Below are 16,823 nucleotides of genomic sequence, written 5' to 3'. Positions count from 1 at the left end.
CATGGGTTCGGTCCGAGCCGAGTTCCTCAAGTTGAGGCGTTCCATGAGCTGGGTCGTGGTGGTGCTCCTGCCGCTGACGGCCGTCGTCGCGGGAGCGGTCAACACCGTCGTCGCCGGTGAGCCGCTCGAAGACCACTGGCACACCCTGTGGTTGCGGGCGGTGGTCTTCTACGGCCTGTTCCCCCTGGTCCTCGGCGTGGCCGTCCTGGCCTCGCTGGTCTGGCGCGTCGAGCACCGCGGCGGCAACTGGAACGCGCTCATGGGCCGCCAGGTGTCGAGTCTCCACGTGGTGGTCGGCAAGACGGCGGTGCTGGCCGCGCTCGCCGCGGCCATGCAGGCTGTGCTGGTGGTGGGCATCGTCGTGGTCGGCAAGCTGGTGTTCGCGCTCCCCGGCACCCTGCCGCCCGAGTACTTCCTGGTCAGCGCCGTCATCGTGCTGGCGTGCCTGCCGGTGGCGGCCTTCCAGTCCGGCCTGTCGATGCTCATGAGGTCCTTCGCCGCTCCCATCGCCGTGGCCCTCCTGGCGTCGGCCGCGGGGATGCTGCTGTGGATGACCCGCATCGAGGCCCTGGCGCTGCTCCTGCCCCACGGTCTGGTCGGCCGGGCCACGCAGATGGGGACGGGGATGCTCGCGGACAGCGGGACCGTCACGGCCGGTGCGGTGACCTCCGTCGTCGTGATCGCCCTCGGTCTCACAGCGGTGGTGACCCTGGGTACCGCAGCCGTTCTGGACCGGCGCGACATCCGCTGACCGGGGGCCGCCCGGCGGGGGTGATCCCGCGCCGGGCGTTCCGGGGGAGGGGACGGCACGACGACGGTTCCGCCGGTCCTGGCTCCCAGATCCGCGCCCGACCTCGAACGGTCATCCCACGGACGCGTAGATCACCGTCCAGTGGTCCCGCTCGGCGTCGTGCAGCATCTCGCTCTGGAAGGTCTGCCACCCCCGTGTCGGATGGAACAGGTGCTTGACGGCGGAGTGCCCCACCCCGACCTCCCCCCGGGCCCAGAAGGACCGGAAATCGGCGCTGGTCGCCGAGAGTTCCGCGTGCAGGGACCTCAGGTACCCGTCGTCGGGGTAGCGGCCCATCGCCGAGCGCAGCTCCGCCGTGGCCCATCGGGCGTACCGGTGCGCCCCCTCCTCACCGAGGACATGGCGGGCGTGGGAGGTGAAGCCCTGGTGGACGATGTTGCGCCGGAAACGGCCTTCGCCGGAGAGCGGGCCGAGAAGCTCGGCCGCGGCCGCGTTGCGCGCCATCACGTCCAGGCGGCCGTCGTGAACGGTGACCGGGACGGTGCCGTCGAGGCTGCGCAGCAGCTGGAGCAGGCCCGGCCGGATCTCGCCGCCCGGCGCGAGCGGCTCGGGCGGCAGCTCACCGGCGAGCCGGAACAGGTGGCCGCGCTCGCCGGCGGTGAGACCGAGGACCTGAGCCAGGGCGGTGAGCACCTCGCGGGAGGGGCGGGGCGCCCGCCCCTGTTCGAGGCGGGTGTAGTACTCGACGGAGATCCCGGCGCTCTCGGCCAGTTCCTGCCGTCTCAGCCCGGGGACCCGGCGCCGTGAGGCCGGCACGACGGCCGACGGCTCGGAGGGGACCAGCATGGCCCGCCGACCACGCAGGAACTCCCCTAAGTCTGTTCTCAGCCCGGTTGGCATGCCCACGATGATACCGGGGCGCTCCGCACGATCCCCGCCGTTCTCCCGCCCACGGCGTTTCCCTGACTGGCCCTGCCAGTACCAGGCCCGACGGAGTCTTCCCCGCCTGTCGGGGTTCCCGCACAGTGGTCCTCGAACGCCCGACACAGGTGTTCGACCACCACACCACTACCATCCGAGGACTCTTCACATGCCCACGAACCGCGTCGCTTTGATCACCGGGGCCAACCAGGGCATGGGCAGGCACGTGGCCGGGGAACTGGTCTCCGACGGGGTCGCCGTGTTCCTCGGCTCCCGCGATCTCGCCCGCGGCGAGGCGGCGGCCGCCGAGATCGGCGACGGCGCCACCGCACTCCAGCTCGACGTGACCGACGCGAGGTCCGTCACCGCGGCCGCCGAGAGGATCGAGAAGGAGGCCGGACGGCTCGACCTCCTCGTCAACAACGCCGCCGTCTCCTCCACCCGTACCGGCCTCACCATGGCTCAGCTCCGGGCCACGGCCCGGCCGAGCACGGTCTCGCTCGACGAGGTGCGGGCGGTCTGGGAGGTGAACGTCTTCGGCCCGCTCGCGGTCTTCCAGGCCGTGCTGCCGCTGCTTCGCGCCTCCTCCGACGCACGCGTCGTGAACGTCACGAGCGCGATGGGTTCGCTGACCACCATGGGGGATCCGGCCTTCCCGTTCCACCGTGCCTTCGAACCGGTCTACTCCGCGTCCAAGACAGCGCTCAACGCCGTGACGCTGGCCATGATGGTCGAGCTCGAAGAGACCGACGTCAAGGTCAACCTCGTCTCGCCGGGGTTCGCGAACACCGCACTGGTCGAGTTCGAGGGAACGGAGACGGTCGGGGACGCTGCCCGGGAGGTGGTGCGGGTGGCCCGCCTCGGCCCCGACGGGCCGAGCGGCACCTTCACCTCCTGGGAGGGTGCGGACATCCCCTGGTGACCACCACCGTCGGCCGCCGCTCAGCCGTGCCGGGGATCCGGACAGGCAGATCCCAGGAGGTGGGCGCGCTCGGGGGCTGCCGTGGTGTCACCGCGGCCTCCGGCGGGGTCTGCCGCCGCAACCTGTGGCGGCCCTCCTCGGCCCGGCTGCCCCGCGGATGTCCGCGGTTCCGGGGGGACCGGGCTCACGGGGTCGGGCTACGACCCTGAGGACGGCGGTTCTTCCCGTGCCCCGGTGGTGCGGGCCGGGCGGGCCGCCCCGCGGTAGGTCAGTGTGCGCAGCAGGACCTCGGCGGGTCCGCGCTTGCCCGCCCGGTCGAGCAGGTACGCCGCGAGGACGGTCAGCAGCCAGGTGCCGAAGGCCACCAGGACCGCCGACCAGCTGGACAGGTGCACCCCCAGCCCGAGCCCCCACGCCGCCAGGAACGGGGCGAAGACCACCGACTGGGCGAGGTAGCCGCTCAGGGAGCGCCGACCCAGGGCCACCAGGCCCCGGACCGGCAGGGACGGCCCGCCACCCCGGGCGGTGAGCCGGTGGGCGAGCAGGCCGAAGAGCGCGGCGTAGCCCACCCCGGTGAAGATCCCGGTGTAGAAGTGCACCGAGGCCACCGCCGGGCCGTACACCGGGTCCAGGACCCCCACGTGCTGCAGGCCCAGCACCAGGCCGGGGACCCACCCGGCGGCGATGCCCCACACGGCCACCCGGCGCAGCAGGGGCAGGTGGCGCTGCGGCTCCTCCAGGAACCGGTGCCGCGCCGCGAGCAGGCCGATCAGGAACACCGTGGGCAGGGCCAGGGAGGCCAGCCCCGAGCCGAGCCCGAAGAGCCAGGTGGGCAGGCGCACCGCGGCCGAGAGCAGGTAGCCGGTCTCGGCGATGCTGGCCCTTTGCACGGCGGCCGCGTCCACCCCGGGCGCGCCCGCCGGCGCGGCCATGGCACCGAGCACCGACAGGGCGGTGAACAGGGCGCCGGCCGCGAGCAGGACGGCGGTCCAGACCTTGAGGGTGCGGTCGGTGCGGTGCAGGAACAGGGGCACCATGAGCAGGCCGATGAGGCCGTAGGTGCCGATGATGTCGCCCTGCCACAGCAGGAGGGCGTGCACGGCGCCCAGGGCGAGCATCCACAGGTGGCGTGTGCGCAGGATCCTGCGGGCGTCCGCGTCCCGGGTTCCGTGGGCTTTCTGGCGGGTGTACATCTGCCCGATGCCGTAGGCGAACAGGAACCCGAACATGGTGTGGGTGCGGGCGTCCACCACGACCAGGGACGCGACCTGCGCGATCCGGTCGGCGAGGTTGCCCTGGTCGGGGTGGAGCATGGCCAGGCCGGCGGGGGCGTCGTAGAGGAACCACGGCACATGGGCCAGCGCGATCAGCAGCAGCATCATGCCGCGGGCCAGGTCCGGGGCCAGGGCCCGTTCGGTGAGGGGGGTCGAACGCACCGGGGTCCCGGTGCCGGGGGTGGAGGGCGGACCCTCGGTACGGTGGGTCGTCATGCGGGTGGGCTCCCGGCTGTCTTCTCTGGTGATCGGTGGGTCGGGTCGCGCGGCCTGTCGTGACCACGCGGGGGTCGCGCGGACTCCGCCCGAGGACATGACGCCACCCTCCTCCACCTGCACCGTTCTCCGGCAGTGGGACCGTGTCACCGTTCTCCCGTGACTTTTGCACGGGTGAACCCATGACACGGTGTCACTGGTGGAGGCGCCGGGGCTGCCGCCGACACAGGGGCCGGTCCTCCCGGCCGACCGGCTGTCGTGCCGGAGCCGGTGGTGCACGGCGCGACCGACTTTTCCGGGCGCACGCCGAATCCTTTCGGTGGCCCCGCACCTCCTATACATGTGCCGACAGACGTCGGAACGGGACCAGGAGGCCTTCATGATCACAGGTATCGCCGTCGCCGTCGGGGCCGTGCTGCTCTGCACGTGCAGCTACGTCGTCATCCGCAAGCGCGGGAGAGCCCGTGGCTGACCCGTCCTGGCCCGGTGAGCAGCTGGTCGTCGCCGCCCAGCGCGGTGACGCCGAGGCGATCAGCGCGCTGGTGTCGGGTTCGCATCCGAACGTGCGGAGGTTCGCCCGCTCGCTCTGCGCCACCCCCGAGGACGCCGAGGATGCGGCGCAGGAAGCCCTGATCATCCTCTACCGCAAGATCGGGATGCTGCGGGCCTCCGGTGCGCTGGCGTCGTGGATGTTCCGCATCGTCCGCAACGAGTGCCTGCGGCGCGCACGGACACTGCGGACCCACGCGCCTCTGCCGGACGCGGCCGTGCACTCGGCCGAGGAGGTGGTCCTGCAGCGCATCGAGGCGAGCGAGGTGGCGGAGGCCATCGCCGCTCTTCCGGCCGAGCAGCGCGGCGTGCTCATCATGCGGGACATCCAGGGCTACAGCGGTCGCATGGTCGCCGAAGCGCTCGGTCTCAGCACCGCCGCGATGAAATCCCGGCTGCACCGCGCCCGCACCGCGGTCCAGCAGGCACTCCGCGCCACACCCGAACCTGAATCCGGAGACTCCCATGAGGACGTCCAGAGCCGACGGCCCTGACTTCGCGAGCTCGTCCCTGCCCCGCCACCTGGTTCGGGGCGTGGTCGGCTTCGGCAGCCTGATCGGCTCGGTCGCGCTGATCCCGGTCCTCGGCCCGGGCTGTCTGCTGCTCCTGCCTGTGGGCGTGCTGGCACTGCGCGGCTGTCCGACGTGTTGGACCATCGGCCTGATCCAGACCGTCTCGCGGGGGCGCCTGCAACGCACTTGCGAGGACGGCCGGTGCACGCTGACCCTCCCGGGGCGGGACCATGAGGAGCGCCCGACCGCGCCGGCGCCGCTGTAGCGGAGCCGGGCCCGGTGCTTGTGCCCGGGACACTGCGTCCGCCGAGGTCACCCCGTCGGCCTTCGGCCGGCGGGGTGACCTCGGTGAAGGCGGGCCCGGAACGCCCGGACCCGACGGCCCTCCGCTCTCCGGACTCGGTGAGGGCGGTTCGCCCCGGATACGCGGAGACCGTCCGTCCTCCGTTGGCCGTGCCCGTCCGAACCCCCGCTGTTGCGCGGCATGCTCCTCTCATCGGGGGAATCCGGACCCGCGCCTCGGCGGCGCAGGGGATCCGGCGGCAATGCGCGAGCCGGGCAGGGCCGCCGAATCCGTCCGGGTCGTTCGCGTGCGGTCCCTTGTCGGAGCAGTGGCCTCCGGAAGTTCACCGAGTGCAAGCCCGGTCTGTCGAGAGGCTCCGTGCCATTTCGGGCCTCTGATTCGATTGGCTGTTCCGCCGCACTCCGGGTGATGCCGACCGGAGTCGTATCAGAACGGAACCGCAGGTCATAAACGAAATGCACCCCGGCGGACGTGTCGCCCGAACACGGCTCCCGAGTTTTCTCGGCCGATGACGGAGTTGCGCTCCTCCACCTGGGCTGACGTGCGTATACGTTCTGATCGCAGACCTGGTTCCGGTCGCGCGGTTTTATCGGCGGCGCGCATGTCGGGAACGCGGACGACGCCGCGATCCCTCCGGTGGGAGAACCCGCAGGGGAAATCGGATCGGAAACGCGGGCGGACCTGGTCATCAGTAGCGCAACAAGAGGGAACTCGTCGGGGAATGCCCGGTGAGTCGTGCCAGTCGTCACCGTCCGGTGGTCGGCTGTTGGTCGGAAACTGGTTCCTTGTTCAGTCTTGTCGAGAAAGGTTGCTTCCCGCCGGTCCCCCTGGCCGGTTTCTCTCCCCCGCATATCGGAGGCAACCGCATGCCAACGCCCCATTCACGACATGCGCAGACGCGTCGCGCCCCCAGGGCACGCCGTTACTTTCGCACCGCGATGACGGCCTCGATGGCCGCTGCCATCGCCGGTTCCATCACCATGGTCCCCGCCCCGGCCGCGGCAGAGCCGTCGGAGAACGGGGACGACGCCGCCTACCGCGGCGGGATCGAGGTCGTCCGGTCGCAGCCCGCCGACGACTCGGTGCTGACGGGCCGGGTGTTCGTCGACGCCGACCGCAACAGCGTCAGCGACCGCGGCGAGGACGGCCTGGCCGGCGTCGTGGTCACCAACGGCCGCGACGTGGTCCGCACCGACCGGCGGGGCCGCTACGAGCTGCCCGCGTTCGACAACATGACGGTGTCGATCACGCAGCCCTCGGGCTACCAGGTGCCGATGGACGAGCACAACATCCCGCAGTTCCACTACAACCACCTGCCCGAGGGGTCCCCGGAGCTGCGCTACGGCGGCATCGAGCCCACCGGACCGCTGCCGTCCGCGATCAACTTCCCGGTCGTGGAGAGCGGGGAGACCGGCGACTCGGACCAGAGCTGCGTCATCGCCGGAGACCTGCAGACCTACGACGAGCAGGAGGTCGAGTACGCGCGCGCCGGCGCCATCAGGGACCTGGCCGAGCGCGACGACTACGCCGGCTGCGGCACCCTGTTCGTCGGCGACGTCGTGGGCGACGACCTGTCGCTCTACCCCGCCGTCAAGGACCTGGTCGCCGAGACCAACGGTCCGGCCCGCTTCCTGCCGGGCAACCACGACCTCGACTTCGACGCGCCGAACTCCGAGCACTCCTTCGACACCTTCCGCGCCCAGCTGGCGCCGGAGTACTACTCCTACGACGTCGGCGACGTGCACGTCGTCGCGCTGAACACCGTCGACTACCCGTGCACCGCGGCCGAGGACAGCCCCGCGGGCATCGCCGAGCACTGCGCGGACCCGGAGGGCCGCCCGGCGTACAACGGCCGCATCGACGACGACCAGCTCGCATGGCTCGAACAGGACCTGGCGCACGTCGACCGCGACAAGCTCGTCGTGGTCGCCGGCCACATCGGCCTGCTCAACTACGCCGACGAGAGCTCCCCGGTGCACCAGGTCGACCAGGTCCGCCGCGTGCACGAACTGCTGGAGGGGCGCAGGGCCGTGGCGCTGTCCGGCCACAGCCACAGCATCGAGAACCTCAAGACCGGTGACGACGTCGAGGGGTGGCGCACCCTCTTCGGTGTCGAGGGACTGCCGTTCCCGCACATCACCGCCGGCGCGATCTCGGGCGACTGGTACTCCGGCGAGGTCGGCGAGGAGGGCTACCCGACGGCGATCGGCCGCGACGGCGGCCGCCCCGGACTGGTGACGCTGGACATCGAGGGCAACGAGTTCCAGGAGCGCTACACCGTCACCGGTGAGTCCGACGACGTGCAGACGCAGCTGGGCATCAACAGCCCGACCTACCGCGAGTGGTTCGCGGAGCGCCAGGAGTGGAACGCCGACCCCGTGGGCGAGGCCCCCGAACTGGACGAGCCCCTGGTGGTCGACCGCTCCGACCTGGCAGGCGGGAGCTGGCTGACGACCAACTTCTTCTTCGGCTCCACCGGCTCGACGGTCGAGGTGAGCATCGACGGCGGGCGGACCAGGGAGGCCACGCGTACCCAGCAGATGGAGGGCGAGGACGTCAACGTCGGCGTCGAGTACTCCGACCCGTACGCGATCTCGCAGCAGCTGGTCCACGGCGGCAGCCTCGCCGACCGGACGATGCACCTGTGGCGGTTCGACCTCCCCAGGAACCTGCGCACCGGTGAGCACACCGCCGAGGTGACCGCGACCGACTCCTACGGCCGCGAGTTCACCGACACCATCGAGTTCGAGGTGGTGGGGCGCCGGTAACGGGGCTCCACCCGGAGGGCCGTCACCCGCAGGGGTGGCGGCCCTCCTCCGTGCGGACCGGCCCCGCGGAAAGGAGGCACGGGCCACGGGACTCCGCGCGGCGGTGACGGGTTCTGGCAGGGCCTCCCACCCGGGTTCCCGCGGATGTTTCACTGCGACAGGAGGCCGGAAGTCACGGCCCCCGCCTCGCCCCGCCCGCGTGCGGCGACTCCGCCGCGCCCCGGGCGTCGGCGAGGCCGTTCCGAAGAACACCGCTGAGGAGAAGCATGCCCACCGTTGCCGCCTACACGGCCACCTCGCCGACCGCGCCCCTGACACCGGGTACGGTCGAGCGCCGCGAGGTCGGCCCCAAGGACGTCCTGATCGACATCGCCTACGCCGGGGTCTGCCACTCCGACATCCACACCGTCCGCGGCGACTGGGGCGAGGTCCCCTACCCGCTGACCGTCGGGCACGAGATCGCCGGCGTGGTCGCCCGGGTCGGCGAGGAGGTCACCGCCCACAAGGTCGGCGACCGGGTCGGCGTGGGGTGCATGGTGGACTCCTGCCGCGAGTGCGCCAACTGCCTGGCGGGGGCCGAGCAGTACTGCCTGCGCGGGTTCACCGACACCTACAACGGCACCGACCGGGACGGCACCACCACCCAGGGCGGCTACTCGACCGGCATCGTGGTCGACGAGCACTTCGTCCTGCGCATCCCCGACACGATCCCCTTCGAGAAGGCCGCCCCGCTGCTGTGCGCGGGGATCACCACCTACTCGCCGCTGCGCAACTGGAACGCCGGACCCGGCACGAAGGTCGCCGTGGTGGGACTGGGCGGCCTGGGGCACATGGCCGTCAAGATCGCCCACGCCCTGGGCGCCGAGGTGACGGTGCTCTCCCAGAGCCTGAAGAAGCGCGAGGACGGGCTGCGGTTCGGCGCCGACCACTACCACGCCACCGCGGACCCGGCCACCTTCGAGCAGCTGGCCGGCGCCTTCGACCTGATCGTCAACACCGTCAGCGCGCCCATCGACCTGGACGCCTACCTGAACCTGCTGGCGCTGGACGGCACGATCGTGAGCGTGGGAGCCCCGCCCGAGCCGGTGTCGGTGACCCTGTTCACGCTGTTCGAGAACCGCCGCTCCTTCGCCGGGTCGAAGATCGGCGGCATCGCCCAGACGCAGGAGATGCTGGACTTCTGCGCCGAGCACGGCATCGCCCCGGAGGTCGAGGTCATCGCCGCCGACGAGGTCAACGACGCCTGGGAACGGGTGCTGGCCTCGGACGTGCGGTACCGGTTCGTCATCGACACCTCCACCCTGGGCGGGTCCTGACCCCGGACCGGGGGAGCCGCCGGACGCCCCGGGGAACGGCCGCGGGGGCGGGCCCTGCCGCACCCTGCGGTGAGGGGGTCCGCCAGGGCCTGCCACCCCGCGGACGCTCCGCCTAGCCTGGGGGCATGGACAAGAACACCGTCCGCGAGTTCCTGGTCAGCAGGCGCGCCCGCGTGACACCGGAACAGGCCGGGATCCCCGCCTACGGGAGCGACCGCCGGGTGCCGGGGCTGCGCCGCGAGGAGGTCGCGATGCTCGCCGACGTCAGCCTCGACTACTACACCCGCCTGGAGCGCGGCAACATCGGCGGCGCCTCCGAGGGCGTCCTGGACGCGATCGCCCGGGCGCTGATGCTGGACGAGGTCGAACGGGCCCACCTGTTCGACCTCGCCCGCGCCGCGTCCGGAAGCCGTGCCCGCGCCGCCTCGCCTCCCCCCGGCGGGGTGCGGGCCTCGGTGCAGCGGATGCTGGACGCGATGGACACCCCGGCCATCGTCCACAACGCCCGCCAGGACCTGGTGGCCGCCAACCGGCTGGGCCGGGCCCTGTACGCGCCGCACTTCGACACCGACCAGCGGCCGCCCAACATGGCGCGGTTCATCTTCCTGGACCCCCGCGCCCGCGACTACTACGCCGACTGGCCACTGGCCCGCCACACCACCGCGGCGACGATGCGCCTGGAAGCCGGCCGCAACCCCCTCGACAGGGAGCTGACCGCGCTGATCGGGGAGCTGTCGGCGCACAGCAGCCACTTCGCCGGGGACTGGGCCCGCCACAACGTCCACAGCCACCGCACCGGCACCAAGTCCTTCCGCCACCCCGACGTCGGCCCCGTCGAGGTCGACTTCGACGTGTTCGAGCCGACCGGGCAGGACAGGTTGTGGATCGTCACCTACACCGTCGAGCCGGGCACCCCCTCGGCCGACGCCCTCGCCCTGCTGGGCACCCTGGCCGCCACCGACGAGGACGGCCGGGACCGCGGCGCCGCCGGCGCGGATGCCGAGAGCCGTCGCGGGCGCTGAGGGAGGGGTTCTCCGACCCCTTCCACGTCCCGGAGGCCCCGGCCTCTCCCGCGGTTCCCCCGGTGGCATCGGCGCCGGTGGTGAACCCGGCACGCGCGGCCGCATGTCCGTGTCGTGCGGGCAGGCCGTGTGTGTCGGCGGAAGCCCCTCGCGGATGTCGGGGCGGACGGGCGGCGCGGCGCCCGGCCCGGCGGCGGGAGGACCCTCGGGCAGGCCGTCAGGGCGTGAGGAGCGCCTTGGTGGCGCGGCGCTCGTCCATCGCTCGGTAGCCCTCGGCGGCCTCCTCGAGCGGGAGGGTGAGGTCGAAGACCACGCCGGGGTCGATCCGGCCGCTCATGATGAGGTCGACGAGCTCCGGCAGGAACCGGCGCACGGGGGCCGGGCCGCCGAGGAGGCTCACCGTGGCGAAGAAGAGCTCCAGGCCGTCCAGTTCGACCCCGTGCGAGACGCCCACGTAGCCGACGTGCCCGCCGGGGCGGGTGGCGCCGATGGCCTGCGCCATGGACTCCTGGGTGCCGACGGCCTCGACGGTGGAGTGCGCGCCGTACCCGTCGGTGAGCTCCCTGATCCTCGCGACGCCCTCGGCGCCGCGCTCCTCGACGATGTCGGTGGCGCCGAACCGCCGGGCGAGCGCCTGCCGGTCGGGGTGGCGGGACATGGCGATGATCCGCTCCGAACCGAGGCGCTCGGCGGCCATGACCGCGAGCAGCCCGACCGCGCCGTCGCCGACCACGGCGACCGACTTGCCGAGCCCGGCGTCCGCGGCGACCGCTCCGAACCAGCCGGTGCCGAGAACGTCGGAGGCGGCCAGGAGGCTGCGGGCCTGCTCGGGGGTCGGCTCGCCGGGCACCTTGACGAGGGTGCCGTCGGCGAGGGGGATGCGGGCGTACTCGGCCTGCGTGCCGATCGCGCCCATCATGACCTGGTGGACGCAGCGGGACTGGAAGCCGGACCGGCAGATCTCGCAGGTGTTGTCGCAGGCCACGAAGGAGCCCACGACGAGGTCGCCCGCCCCGACGTAGCGGACACCGGATCCGACCTGCTCGACGACGCCGATGTACTCGTGGCCCATCCGCGCGGGGCCGTCCTGCTGTTCGATGCCGCGGTAGGGCCACAGGTCGGACCCGCAGACACAGGTGGCGGTGACGCGGATGACGGCATCGGTCGGTTCGATGATCGCGGGGTCCGCGACGTCCTCGACCCGGACGTCCCCGGGACCGTGCATGACGACGGCTCGCATGGGTGCTCCTCGGTTGTCGGTTCCTCGAAACCTTCTCCACACCACCACCGTTCCCGTCCGCGTGGAGTTCTACCTGGTGGAGGCGCTGACCGGGGTGTCCTCGCGCGGCCGGGCGCCCCGCCGCCCCCTGAGGAGACGGATCGGGACCACGGCGGCACGGGTGCGGATTCCGGGCGGGGTCCTTCGCCCGGGAGCACCCGTCCGCGCCTGCCGGGGAGGCCGGGAACGGCAACCGTGCAGGCAGGGGTGTCCGATCCGCGGACCCCGGGTAGTGGGGTCGCACGTTCCTGGGCGGAACGGTGACGAAGAGGCGGGTCAGAGCATGTTCCGACACACCGGGCACCTCCAGTGCGAAGCCGAGCCCGAGGCTCCGGACCTCCTGGAGTGAGACTCCGGAGAGGGGTGTGGACACCGCCGCGCCGTCAGCGGGACAGGTGTCCACACCCCCGCGCGGCCGGCCGGCGCCTCACGGCACGTACCCGGCCCGGCCCCGGCCGTCCCGGACGCCGACCCCGCGAAGAGCGCTCCCCAACCATGAAAGGCCGCCCATGATCCGCCCCGAGCCCCGAGGCCCGCTGAGTGAGCGACTGCTCCTCTCCCTGACCCGTCCGCCCCTGGAGGGGGAGGCGACGCTTCCCCGAGGCGTGCCGGCGGTCGCCGACCCGCTCCAGGACGAGGACCTGCAACTGTCCCTGTTCACCTGCTACCAGCTCCACTACTCGGATCTGGAGGGGGTGGACGGCACGTGGGAGTGGAACCCCGCACTGCTCGCCCTGCGCGCGGAGCTGGAGGGCGAGCTGGAGCGCGCCCTGCGCGAGGCCACCCCGGGCCACGGGTGGCAGGGGCAGGAGGACACGCTGCCGTGCGAGGTGCCGACCAGGCTCACGGGGATGACCCGTGCCGCCGGAGGGCCGCCCCTGTCGGCCTTCATGCGGCGGCACGCCACCTTCGGGCAGTACCGGGAGTTCGTCAAGCACCGCTCCCTTTACCACCTGCGCGAGGCCGACCCCCACACCTGGGCGATCCCGCGCGTACAGGGCAGGGCCAAGGCCGCCCTCATCGAGATCCAGGCCGACGAGTACGGGCAGGGGGAGGCCGGGAGAATGCACTCCGAGCTCTTCCGGAACACCATGCGCGGCCTCGGCCTGGACACCGCCTACGGCGTCTACCTGGAGTCGGTCCCGGCGGTGACACTGGCCCTGAACAACACGATGTCGCTCCTCGGCCTCCACCGGCGCCTGCGCGGAGCGCTCCTGGGGCATCTGGCGGCCTTCGAGATGACCTCGACCGGTCCCAACCGCGACCTCTCCCTGGGACTGCAGCGGCTGGGCGTGGCGGTCCAGGTGCGCCGCTACTTCGACGAGCACGTGGAGGCCGATGCCGCGCACGAGCAGATCGCCGCCCGCGACATGTGCGGCTCCTTCGCGGCGGACCACCCCGACCTGGTGCCCGACGTGCTGTTCGGCGCCGCGGCCTGCCTGACCCTGGACCGCCTGTGGGCGGAGCACGTCCTGGGCCGCTGGCAGGAGGGGGAGTCGTCGCTGTCGTCGGCGGACGCCCGGGCGGCCGCGGCCACATGAGTACCCCGGCCGAACTCAGCGTGGTCGTCCCGCTGAAGTGGGAGGACGACGGGGAGGCGGAGGACATGACCGCCTACCTGCGGTTCCTCGCGGGCGTGGTCCACGAGGTGATCGTCGTCGACGGTTCTCCGAAGGCCCTCTTCGACGGGCACGCAGAACTCTGGCGCGGAACGGGGGTACGCCACATCCCCCCGGACCGGGCCGCCGTGTGCGCGAACGGCAAGGTGGCGGGTATCCGCACCGGTGTGACGGCGGCGACCCGCGAGAAGGTCGTGATCGCGGACGACGACGTGAGGTACGACGAGCCCTCGCTGGGGCACGTCTCCCGGCTGCTGGACGGCGCCCACCTGGTCAGGCCCCAGAACTACTTCGACCCGGCGCCCTGGCACGCCGTGTGGGACACCGGGCGCACCCTGCTGAACAGGTCCGTGGGCCAGGACTATCCGGGGACCTTCGGGTTGCGGCGGTCGGCGCTGCTGGGCATCGGCGGCTACGACGGGAACACGCTCTTCGAGAACCTCGAACTGGTGCGCACGGTCCGGGCCGCGGGAGGGACCGAGGTACTGGCGACCGGCCTGTACGTCCGCCGCCTGCCGCCCCGGGCGTCCCGTTTCTGGTCGCAGAGGCCGCGCCAGGCGTACGACGACACGGCCCAGCCCGCGCGCATGGCGCTCTTCCTGTCACTGCTGCCCCTCGCGGGTGTCGCCGCCCTGCGCTCACCCGGGCTCGTGGCGGCCGGGGCCGGGGCCGTCGTCCTGCTCGCCGAAGCGGGCAGGAGGAGGGCGGGGGGAGGCGACGTCTTCCCGGTGCGCGCCTCGCTGGGCGCGCCGTTGTGGGTCCTCGAACGGGCGGTGTGCGCGTGGCCCTCGTTCGCCGCCTGGCTGACGGGGAGAGGCGTTCCCTACGCGGGTTCGAGGCTCACCGCCGCCGCCCACTCACCCCGTCTGCTCAGGCGGAGCCGGGCGGGCACGCTCTCCCTCCGCCCCGCCGGGGGCGGTGAACCCGATCTCCTTGTGCGTGCCGTCGCAGAAGGGGCGGATGGATGACGCACCGCAGCGGCACAGTGCCACCGTCCGGCGGCCCTTGGGGATGGGGTCCCCCTCCGCGTCCAGCAGCCGGAAGGGGCCGCGCAGCAGCAGCGGTCCGTCCGGGCAGGCGGTCACCGAGACCTCCGGGGCGGAAGGGCGTTCGTTCGGCGGGTCGTCTTCCATACGGGGCTCCTGCCCCGGCGGGGGGCACGGAAAACGGCGGCCCCGGAGGGCCCGGCCCTCTCCGCGCCGCCGCGGCCGTCCCGGGCGGGCCGGTGTCGCGGACATACGGGAGGACGGCGTGCGACAGGCGGGAGCGCGGGGAGGGTCACGACGCCTGAGGCGGAACCACGTCCAGGGCCCGGCCGAGAGCGGCGGTGAGTCGCGCAGAACGCCCGGGGAGGTACTGCTCGGCCCACACCCCGGCCGACCGCAGGAAACCGGTCAGGTCGTCCTCGGCGCCGGCCACCAGCCGGCGGAGCCCGGGGGCGGAGGTCTCGATGACCGGGCTGCCCGGCTGTTCCTGGTCGGGAGTCAGGCGCACGGTTCCTCCCGAGACCTCGACGAGCGGGAAGGGGTCGTGGCCGAGGTCGAGCCGAAGACTGCGTTCGTCGAGGTAGTCGAGCCAGTCACGCCACTCGTTGAGGTCGCTGCAGCAGCCGGGCAGCAGGGCGGCGCCGGTCGTGGTGTCGGTGATGCGCATTCCGCCTGCCACGAAGAGCTTGTCCGTCGTGAACAGGGGGTGGAGGAAGCGGTCGAGCGGTTCCGCAGGGCGCGGAGGATCCTCCCCGGGGAACACCCCTTCGACGTCGTTGCAGGCGACGATGAGCATCACCGCCGTACCGATGTCGACGGGGGACATCCCGCCGTGCAGCCGCAGGAAGTCGAAGGTGGTGGGTTTGCCGACGGGCCACAGCGAGAATCCGCCGCGGAAGTGGAGTTCCACCACGGGATGCACGACGATCATGCCGGGAGTCTGCCGCACGGCGGGCGGCGGCGCCACAGGTTTCGGCGGCCGGAGCGGCCCCGGCGGCGCTCGGCACCGGGGGCTTCCCGCACGGGGCGTCCGTCGCAGGGTGGCTGGACCGCTACGCCGCGCACGGCGCCCCTCGTCCGCGTGGTCGCACGGCGGGTCCCCCGTCCTCCTGTGGAGGGGACGGGTTCCCACCGTCCGTCCGCGGTGGGCGGCGGCCCCCGGGACGTGGGAGGCCCTGCCGTGCCCCTGGACGACATGTCCTCCCGGACTCCGGCCGGTGCCCGCGCCCCTGCCTCGACGGCCCCTTCCGGGCGGAGGGCCGCGGCCCCTACGCGTCGGGGACGAGCACGACCTTGCCGATGACGGTGCGGGACTCGGCGAGGGCCAGCGCCGCCGCGGCGTCCGAGAGGGGGATGCGGGCGCCGACCTGCGGCGTCAGGACGCCTTCGGTGAGCAGGCCGAGCACCTGGGCCAGGTCCTCGCGCAGCCGGGCGCGGAAGGCGTCGGCGCGGCGGCTCCCGGCCCAGAAGTTGTAGAAGCCGGCGCTGCGGCCGTTGGGCAGCGCGTTCCACACGCCGAGGCGGCCGAAGAGCTTGAGCACGGGCAGCCGGGAGCCGCCCTCGACGTCCTTGGTCGCGGCGGTCCCGTAGGAGACGAGGGTGCCGCCGCGCCGCAGCAGGCGCCAGGACCGGACGACGCCCTCGCCGCCGACGTGGTCGAACACCGCGTCCACGCCGTGGGGCGCCAGGGAACGGATCCTGTCGTACATGCCCTCGTCGTGGGAGTCGACGGGGGTGGCGCCGAGCTCGCGCACGGCCTCGTGGTGGCGCTGCGCGGCGGTGCCGATCACGGTGATCCCGGAGTGCCGGGCGAGCTGGAGCAGCGTGGTGCCGACCCCGCCGTTGGCGCCGAGGACGACGACCGTGCCGCCGCGCGGCACGGCGGCCGTGCGGTGCAGCATCTGCCACGCGGTGATGCCGTTGACGAGCAGTGTCTCGACGGCCGCGGGGTCCGCGTCCTGCGGCACGGGGACGAGGTCGCGGGCGTCGAGGTGCAGGTGGCTGGTCCAGGCGCCGGTCTTCGTGACGGCGGCGAACCTGCCTCCGAGGAGTGCGGCGTCCACGCCGGGCCCGACGTCGGTGACGGTGCCGACGACGTCGTAGCCGGGCACGAACGGGAACGGGGGCTGGTCGAAGTACTTGCCCCGGCGCATCTGCTGCTCGGCGAACGACACCCCGGTCGCCTCCATGCGGAGCAGGACCCGGCCGGATCCCGGAGCGGCCAGCTGCTGCGTGCGCACCCGCAGGCCGGCGGGCTCCACCTTGCCCGGCAGGAGGATCTGGGTGGCGGTGACGGTGGCGTCTCTGGCGGGGTTCATGCGGGCTCCTCCGGAACATGTTGGGTAACGACTGTAACCTTACGCATGTAATCATGGTGGTGCAAG

At 72.7% G+C, this 16,823-nt stretch carries 15 protein-coding genes; 9 read left to right on the top strand and 6 right to left on the bottom strand.

Features of this window, described 5'->3' with window-relative positions; genetic code table 11:
- The first annotated feature begins 1 nt into the window (after position 1).
- Positions 2-751: an ABC transporter permease gene (locus OUQ99_RS19215; RefSeq protein WP_267945163.1), complete on the top strand. Its 750-nt coding sequence runs from the start codon at positions 2-4 to the stop codon at positions 749-751.
- Positions 752-862: 111 nt separating this feature from the next.
- Here OUQ99_RS19215 and OUQ99_RS19210 read toward each other — a convergent pair whose 3' ends face one another.
- Positions 863-1,651, bottom strand: coding sequence for a helix-turn-helix domain-containing protein (locus tag OUQ99_RS19210; protein ID WP_267945162.1), 789 nt, complete (start codon positions 1,649-1,651; stop codon positions 863-865).
- 190 nt (positions 1,652-1,841) lie between these two features.
- On the opposite strand from OUQ99_RS19210, the gene OUQ99_RS19205 reads away from it, so the two are divergent.
- A complete protein-coding gene (locus OUQ99_RS19205) occupies positions 1,842-2,594 on the top strand; it encodes an SDR family NAD(P)-dependent oxidoreductase (RefSeq protein ID WP_267945161.1) in 753 nt (250 codons plus the stop codon).
- Positions 2,595-2,791: 197 nt separating this feature from the next.
- Here OUQ99_RS19205 and OUQ99_RS19200 read toward each other — a convergent pair whose 3' ends face one another.
- Positions 2,792-4,084: a DUF418 domain-containing protein gene (locus tag OUQ99_RS19200; RefSeq protein ID WP_267945160.1), complete on the bottom strand. Its 1,293-nt coding sequence runs from the start codon at positions 4,082-4,084 to the stop codon at positions 2,792-2,794.
- A 464-nt stretch (positions 4,085-4,548) separates the two neighbouring features.
- Here OUQ99_RS19200 and OUQ99_RS19195 point away from each other — a divergent pair, with 464 nt between their 5' ends.
- The 5 genes from OUQ99_RS19195 (at position 4,549) to OUQ99_RS19175 (ending at position 10,555) form a co-directional block, all read left to right on the top strand.
- Positions 4,549-5,127, top strand: coding sequence for an RNA polymerase sigma factor (locus tag OUQ99_RS19195; protein ID WP_267945159.1), 579 nt, complete (start codon positions 4,549-4,551; stop codon positions 5,125-5,127).
- Complete coding sequence (locus OUQ99_RS19190; protein WP_267945158.1) at positions 5,099-5,410, top strand: hypothetical protein; 312 nt, start codon at positions 5,099-5,101, stop codon at positions 5,408-5,410. The genes OUQ99_RS19195 and OUQ99_RS19190 overlap by 29 nt, the downstream gene beginning before the upstream one ends.
- Before the next feature lie 989 nt (positions 5,411-6,399).
- A complete protein-coding gene (locus OUQ99_RS19185) occupies positions 6,400-8,217 on the top strand; it encodes a calcineurin-like phosphoesterase family protein (protein WP_267945157.1) in 1,818 nt (605 codons plus the stop codon).
- A gap of 266 nt (positions 8,218-8,483) precedes the next feature.
- Positions 8,484-9,533: an NAD(P)-dependent alcohol dehydrogenase gene (locus OUQ99_RS19180; protein ID WP_267945156.1), complete on the top strand. Its 1,050-nt coding sequence runs from the start codon at positions 8,484-8,486 to the stop codon at positions 9,531-9,533.
- Positions 9,534-9,658: 125 nt separating this feature from the next.
- A complete protein-coding gene (locus tag OUQ99_RS19175) occupies positions 9,659-10,555 on the top strand; it encodes a helix-turn-helix transcriptional regulator (protein WP_267945155.1) in 897 nt (298 codons plus the stop codon).
- A 217-nt stretch (positions 10,556-10,772) separates the two neighbouring features.
- Here OUQ99_RS19175 and OUQ99_RS19170 read toward each other — a convergent pair whose 3' ends face one another.
- On the bottom strand, positions 10,773-11,795 hold the full coding sequence (locus tag OUQ99_RS19170; RefSeq protein ID WP_267945154.1) for a zinc-dependent alcohol dehydrogenase family protein: 1,023 nt from the start codon (positions 11,793-11,795) through the stop codon (positions 10,773-10,775).
- A 548-nt stretch (positions 11,796-12,343) separates the two neighbouring features.
- Here OUQ99_RS19170 and OUQ99_RS19165 point away from each other — a divergent pair.
- Entirely contained in the window at positions 12,344-13,375 is a 1,032-nt protein-coding gene (locus tag OUQ99_RS19165; protein ID WP_267945153.1) for an iron-containing redox enzyme family protein, read from the top strand.
- Positions 13,372-14,421 (top strand): glycosyltransferase, encoded by a 1,050-nt coding sequence (locus OUQ99_RS19160; RefSeq protein ID WP_267945152.1) that lies wholly within the window; start codon positions 13,372-13,374, stop codon positions 14,419-14,421. Before OUQ99_RS19165 ends, OUQ99_RS19160 begins: the two co-directional genes overlap by 4 nt.
- On the opposite strand, the gene OUQ99_RS31730 is transcribed toward OUQ99_RS19160, so the two are convergent.
- From OUQ99_RS31730 to OUQ99_RS19150, 3 genes are all read right to left on the bottom strand, one after another.
- The gene (locus tag OUQ99_RS31730; RefSeq protein WP_431061430.1) at positions 14,311-14,586 is read right to left on the bottom strand and encodes a CDGSH iron-sulfur domain-containing protein; all 276 of its coding nucleotides are present in this window, start codon (positions 14,584-14,586) and stop codon (positions 14,311-14,313) included. The genes OUQ99_RS19160 and OUQ99_RS31730 overlap by 111 nt on opposite strands.
- A 145-nt stretch (positions 14,587-14,731) precedes the next feature.
- Positions 14,732-15,370 (bottom strand): hypothetical protein, encoded by a 639-nt coding sequence (locus OUQ99_RS19155; RefSeq protein WP_267945151.1) that lies wholly within the window; start codon positions 15,368-15,370, stop codon positions 14,732-14,734.
- A gap of 337 nt (positions 15,371-15,707) precedes the next feature.
- Positions 15,708-16,757 (bottom strand): medium chain dehydrogenase/reductase family protein, encoded by a 1,050-nt coding sequence (locus tag OUQ99_RS19150; RefSeq protein ID WP_267945150.1) that lies wholly within the window; start codon positions 16,755-16,757, stop codon positions 15,708-15,710.
- Positions 16,758-16,823: the final 66 nt, after the last annotated feature.

Source organism: Streptomonospora nanhaiensis (assembly GCF_026642255.1).
Lineage (GTDB): Bacteria > Actinomycetota > Actinomycetes > Streptosporangiales > Streptosporangiaceae > Nocardiopsis > Nocardiopsis tropica.
This window is presented reverse-complemented; position numbering and strand designations above follow the sequence as displayed.

Coding starts and splice junctions, on each gene's coding strand:
- OUQ99_RS19215 (WP_267945163.1), top strand. CDS start 2: ATGGGTTCGGTCCGAGCCGAGTTCCTCAAGTTGAGGCGTTCCATGAGC.
- OUQ99_RS19210 (WP_267945162.1), bottom strand. CDS start 1,651: ATGCCAACCGGGCTGAGAACAGACTTAGGGGAGTTCCTGCGTGGTCGG.
- OUQ99_RS19205 (WP_267945161.1), top strand. CDS start 1,842: ATGCCCACGAACCGCGTCGCTTTGATCACCGGGGCCAACCAGGGCATG.
- OUQ99_RS19200 (WP_267945160.1), bottom strand. CDS start 4,084: ATGACGACCCACCGTACCGAGGGTCCGCCCTCCACCCCCGGCACCGGG.
- OUQ99_RS19190 (WP_267945158.1), top strand. CDS start 5,099: ATGAGGACGTCCAGAGCCGACGGCCCTGACTTCGCGAGCTCGTCCCTG.
- OUQ99_RS19185 (WP_267945157.1), top strand. CDS start 6,400: ATGGCCGCTGCCATCGCCGGTTCCATCACCATGGTCCCCGCCCCGGCC.
- OUQ99_RS19180 (WP_267945156.1), top strand. CDS start 8,484: ATGCCCACCGTTGCCGCCTACACGGCCACCTCGCCGACCGCGCCCCTG.
- OUQ99_RS19175 (WP_267945155.1), top strand. CDS start 9,659: ATGGACAAGAACACCGTCCGCGAGTTCCTGGTCAGCAGGCGCGCCCGC.
- OUQ99_RS19170 (WP_267945154.1), bottom strand. CDS start 11,795: ATGCGAGCCGTCGTCATGCACGGTCCCGGGGACGTCCGGGTCGAGGAC.
- OUQ99_RS19165 (WP_267945153.1), top strand. CDS start 12,344: ATGATCCGCCCCGAGCCCCGAGGCCCGCTGAGTGAGCGACTGCTCCTC.
- OUQ99_RS19160 (WP_267945152.1), top strand. CDS start 13,372: ATGAGTACCCCGGCCGAACTCAGCGTGGTCGTCCCGCTGAAGTGGGAG.
- OUQ99_RS31730 (WP_431061430.1), bottom strand. CDS start 14,586: ATGGAAGACGACCCGCCGAACGAACGCCCTTCCGCCCCGGAGGTCTCG.
- OUQ99_RS19155 (WP_267945151.1), bottom strand. CDS start 15,370: ATGATCGTCGTGCATCCCGTGGTGGAACTCCACTTCCGCGGCGGATTC.
- OUQ99_RS19150 (WP_267945150.1), bottom strand. CDS start 16,757: ATGAACCCCGCCAGAGACGCCACCGTCACCGCCACCCAGATCCTCCTG.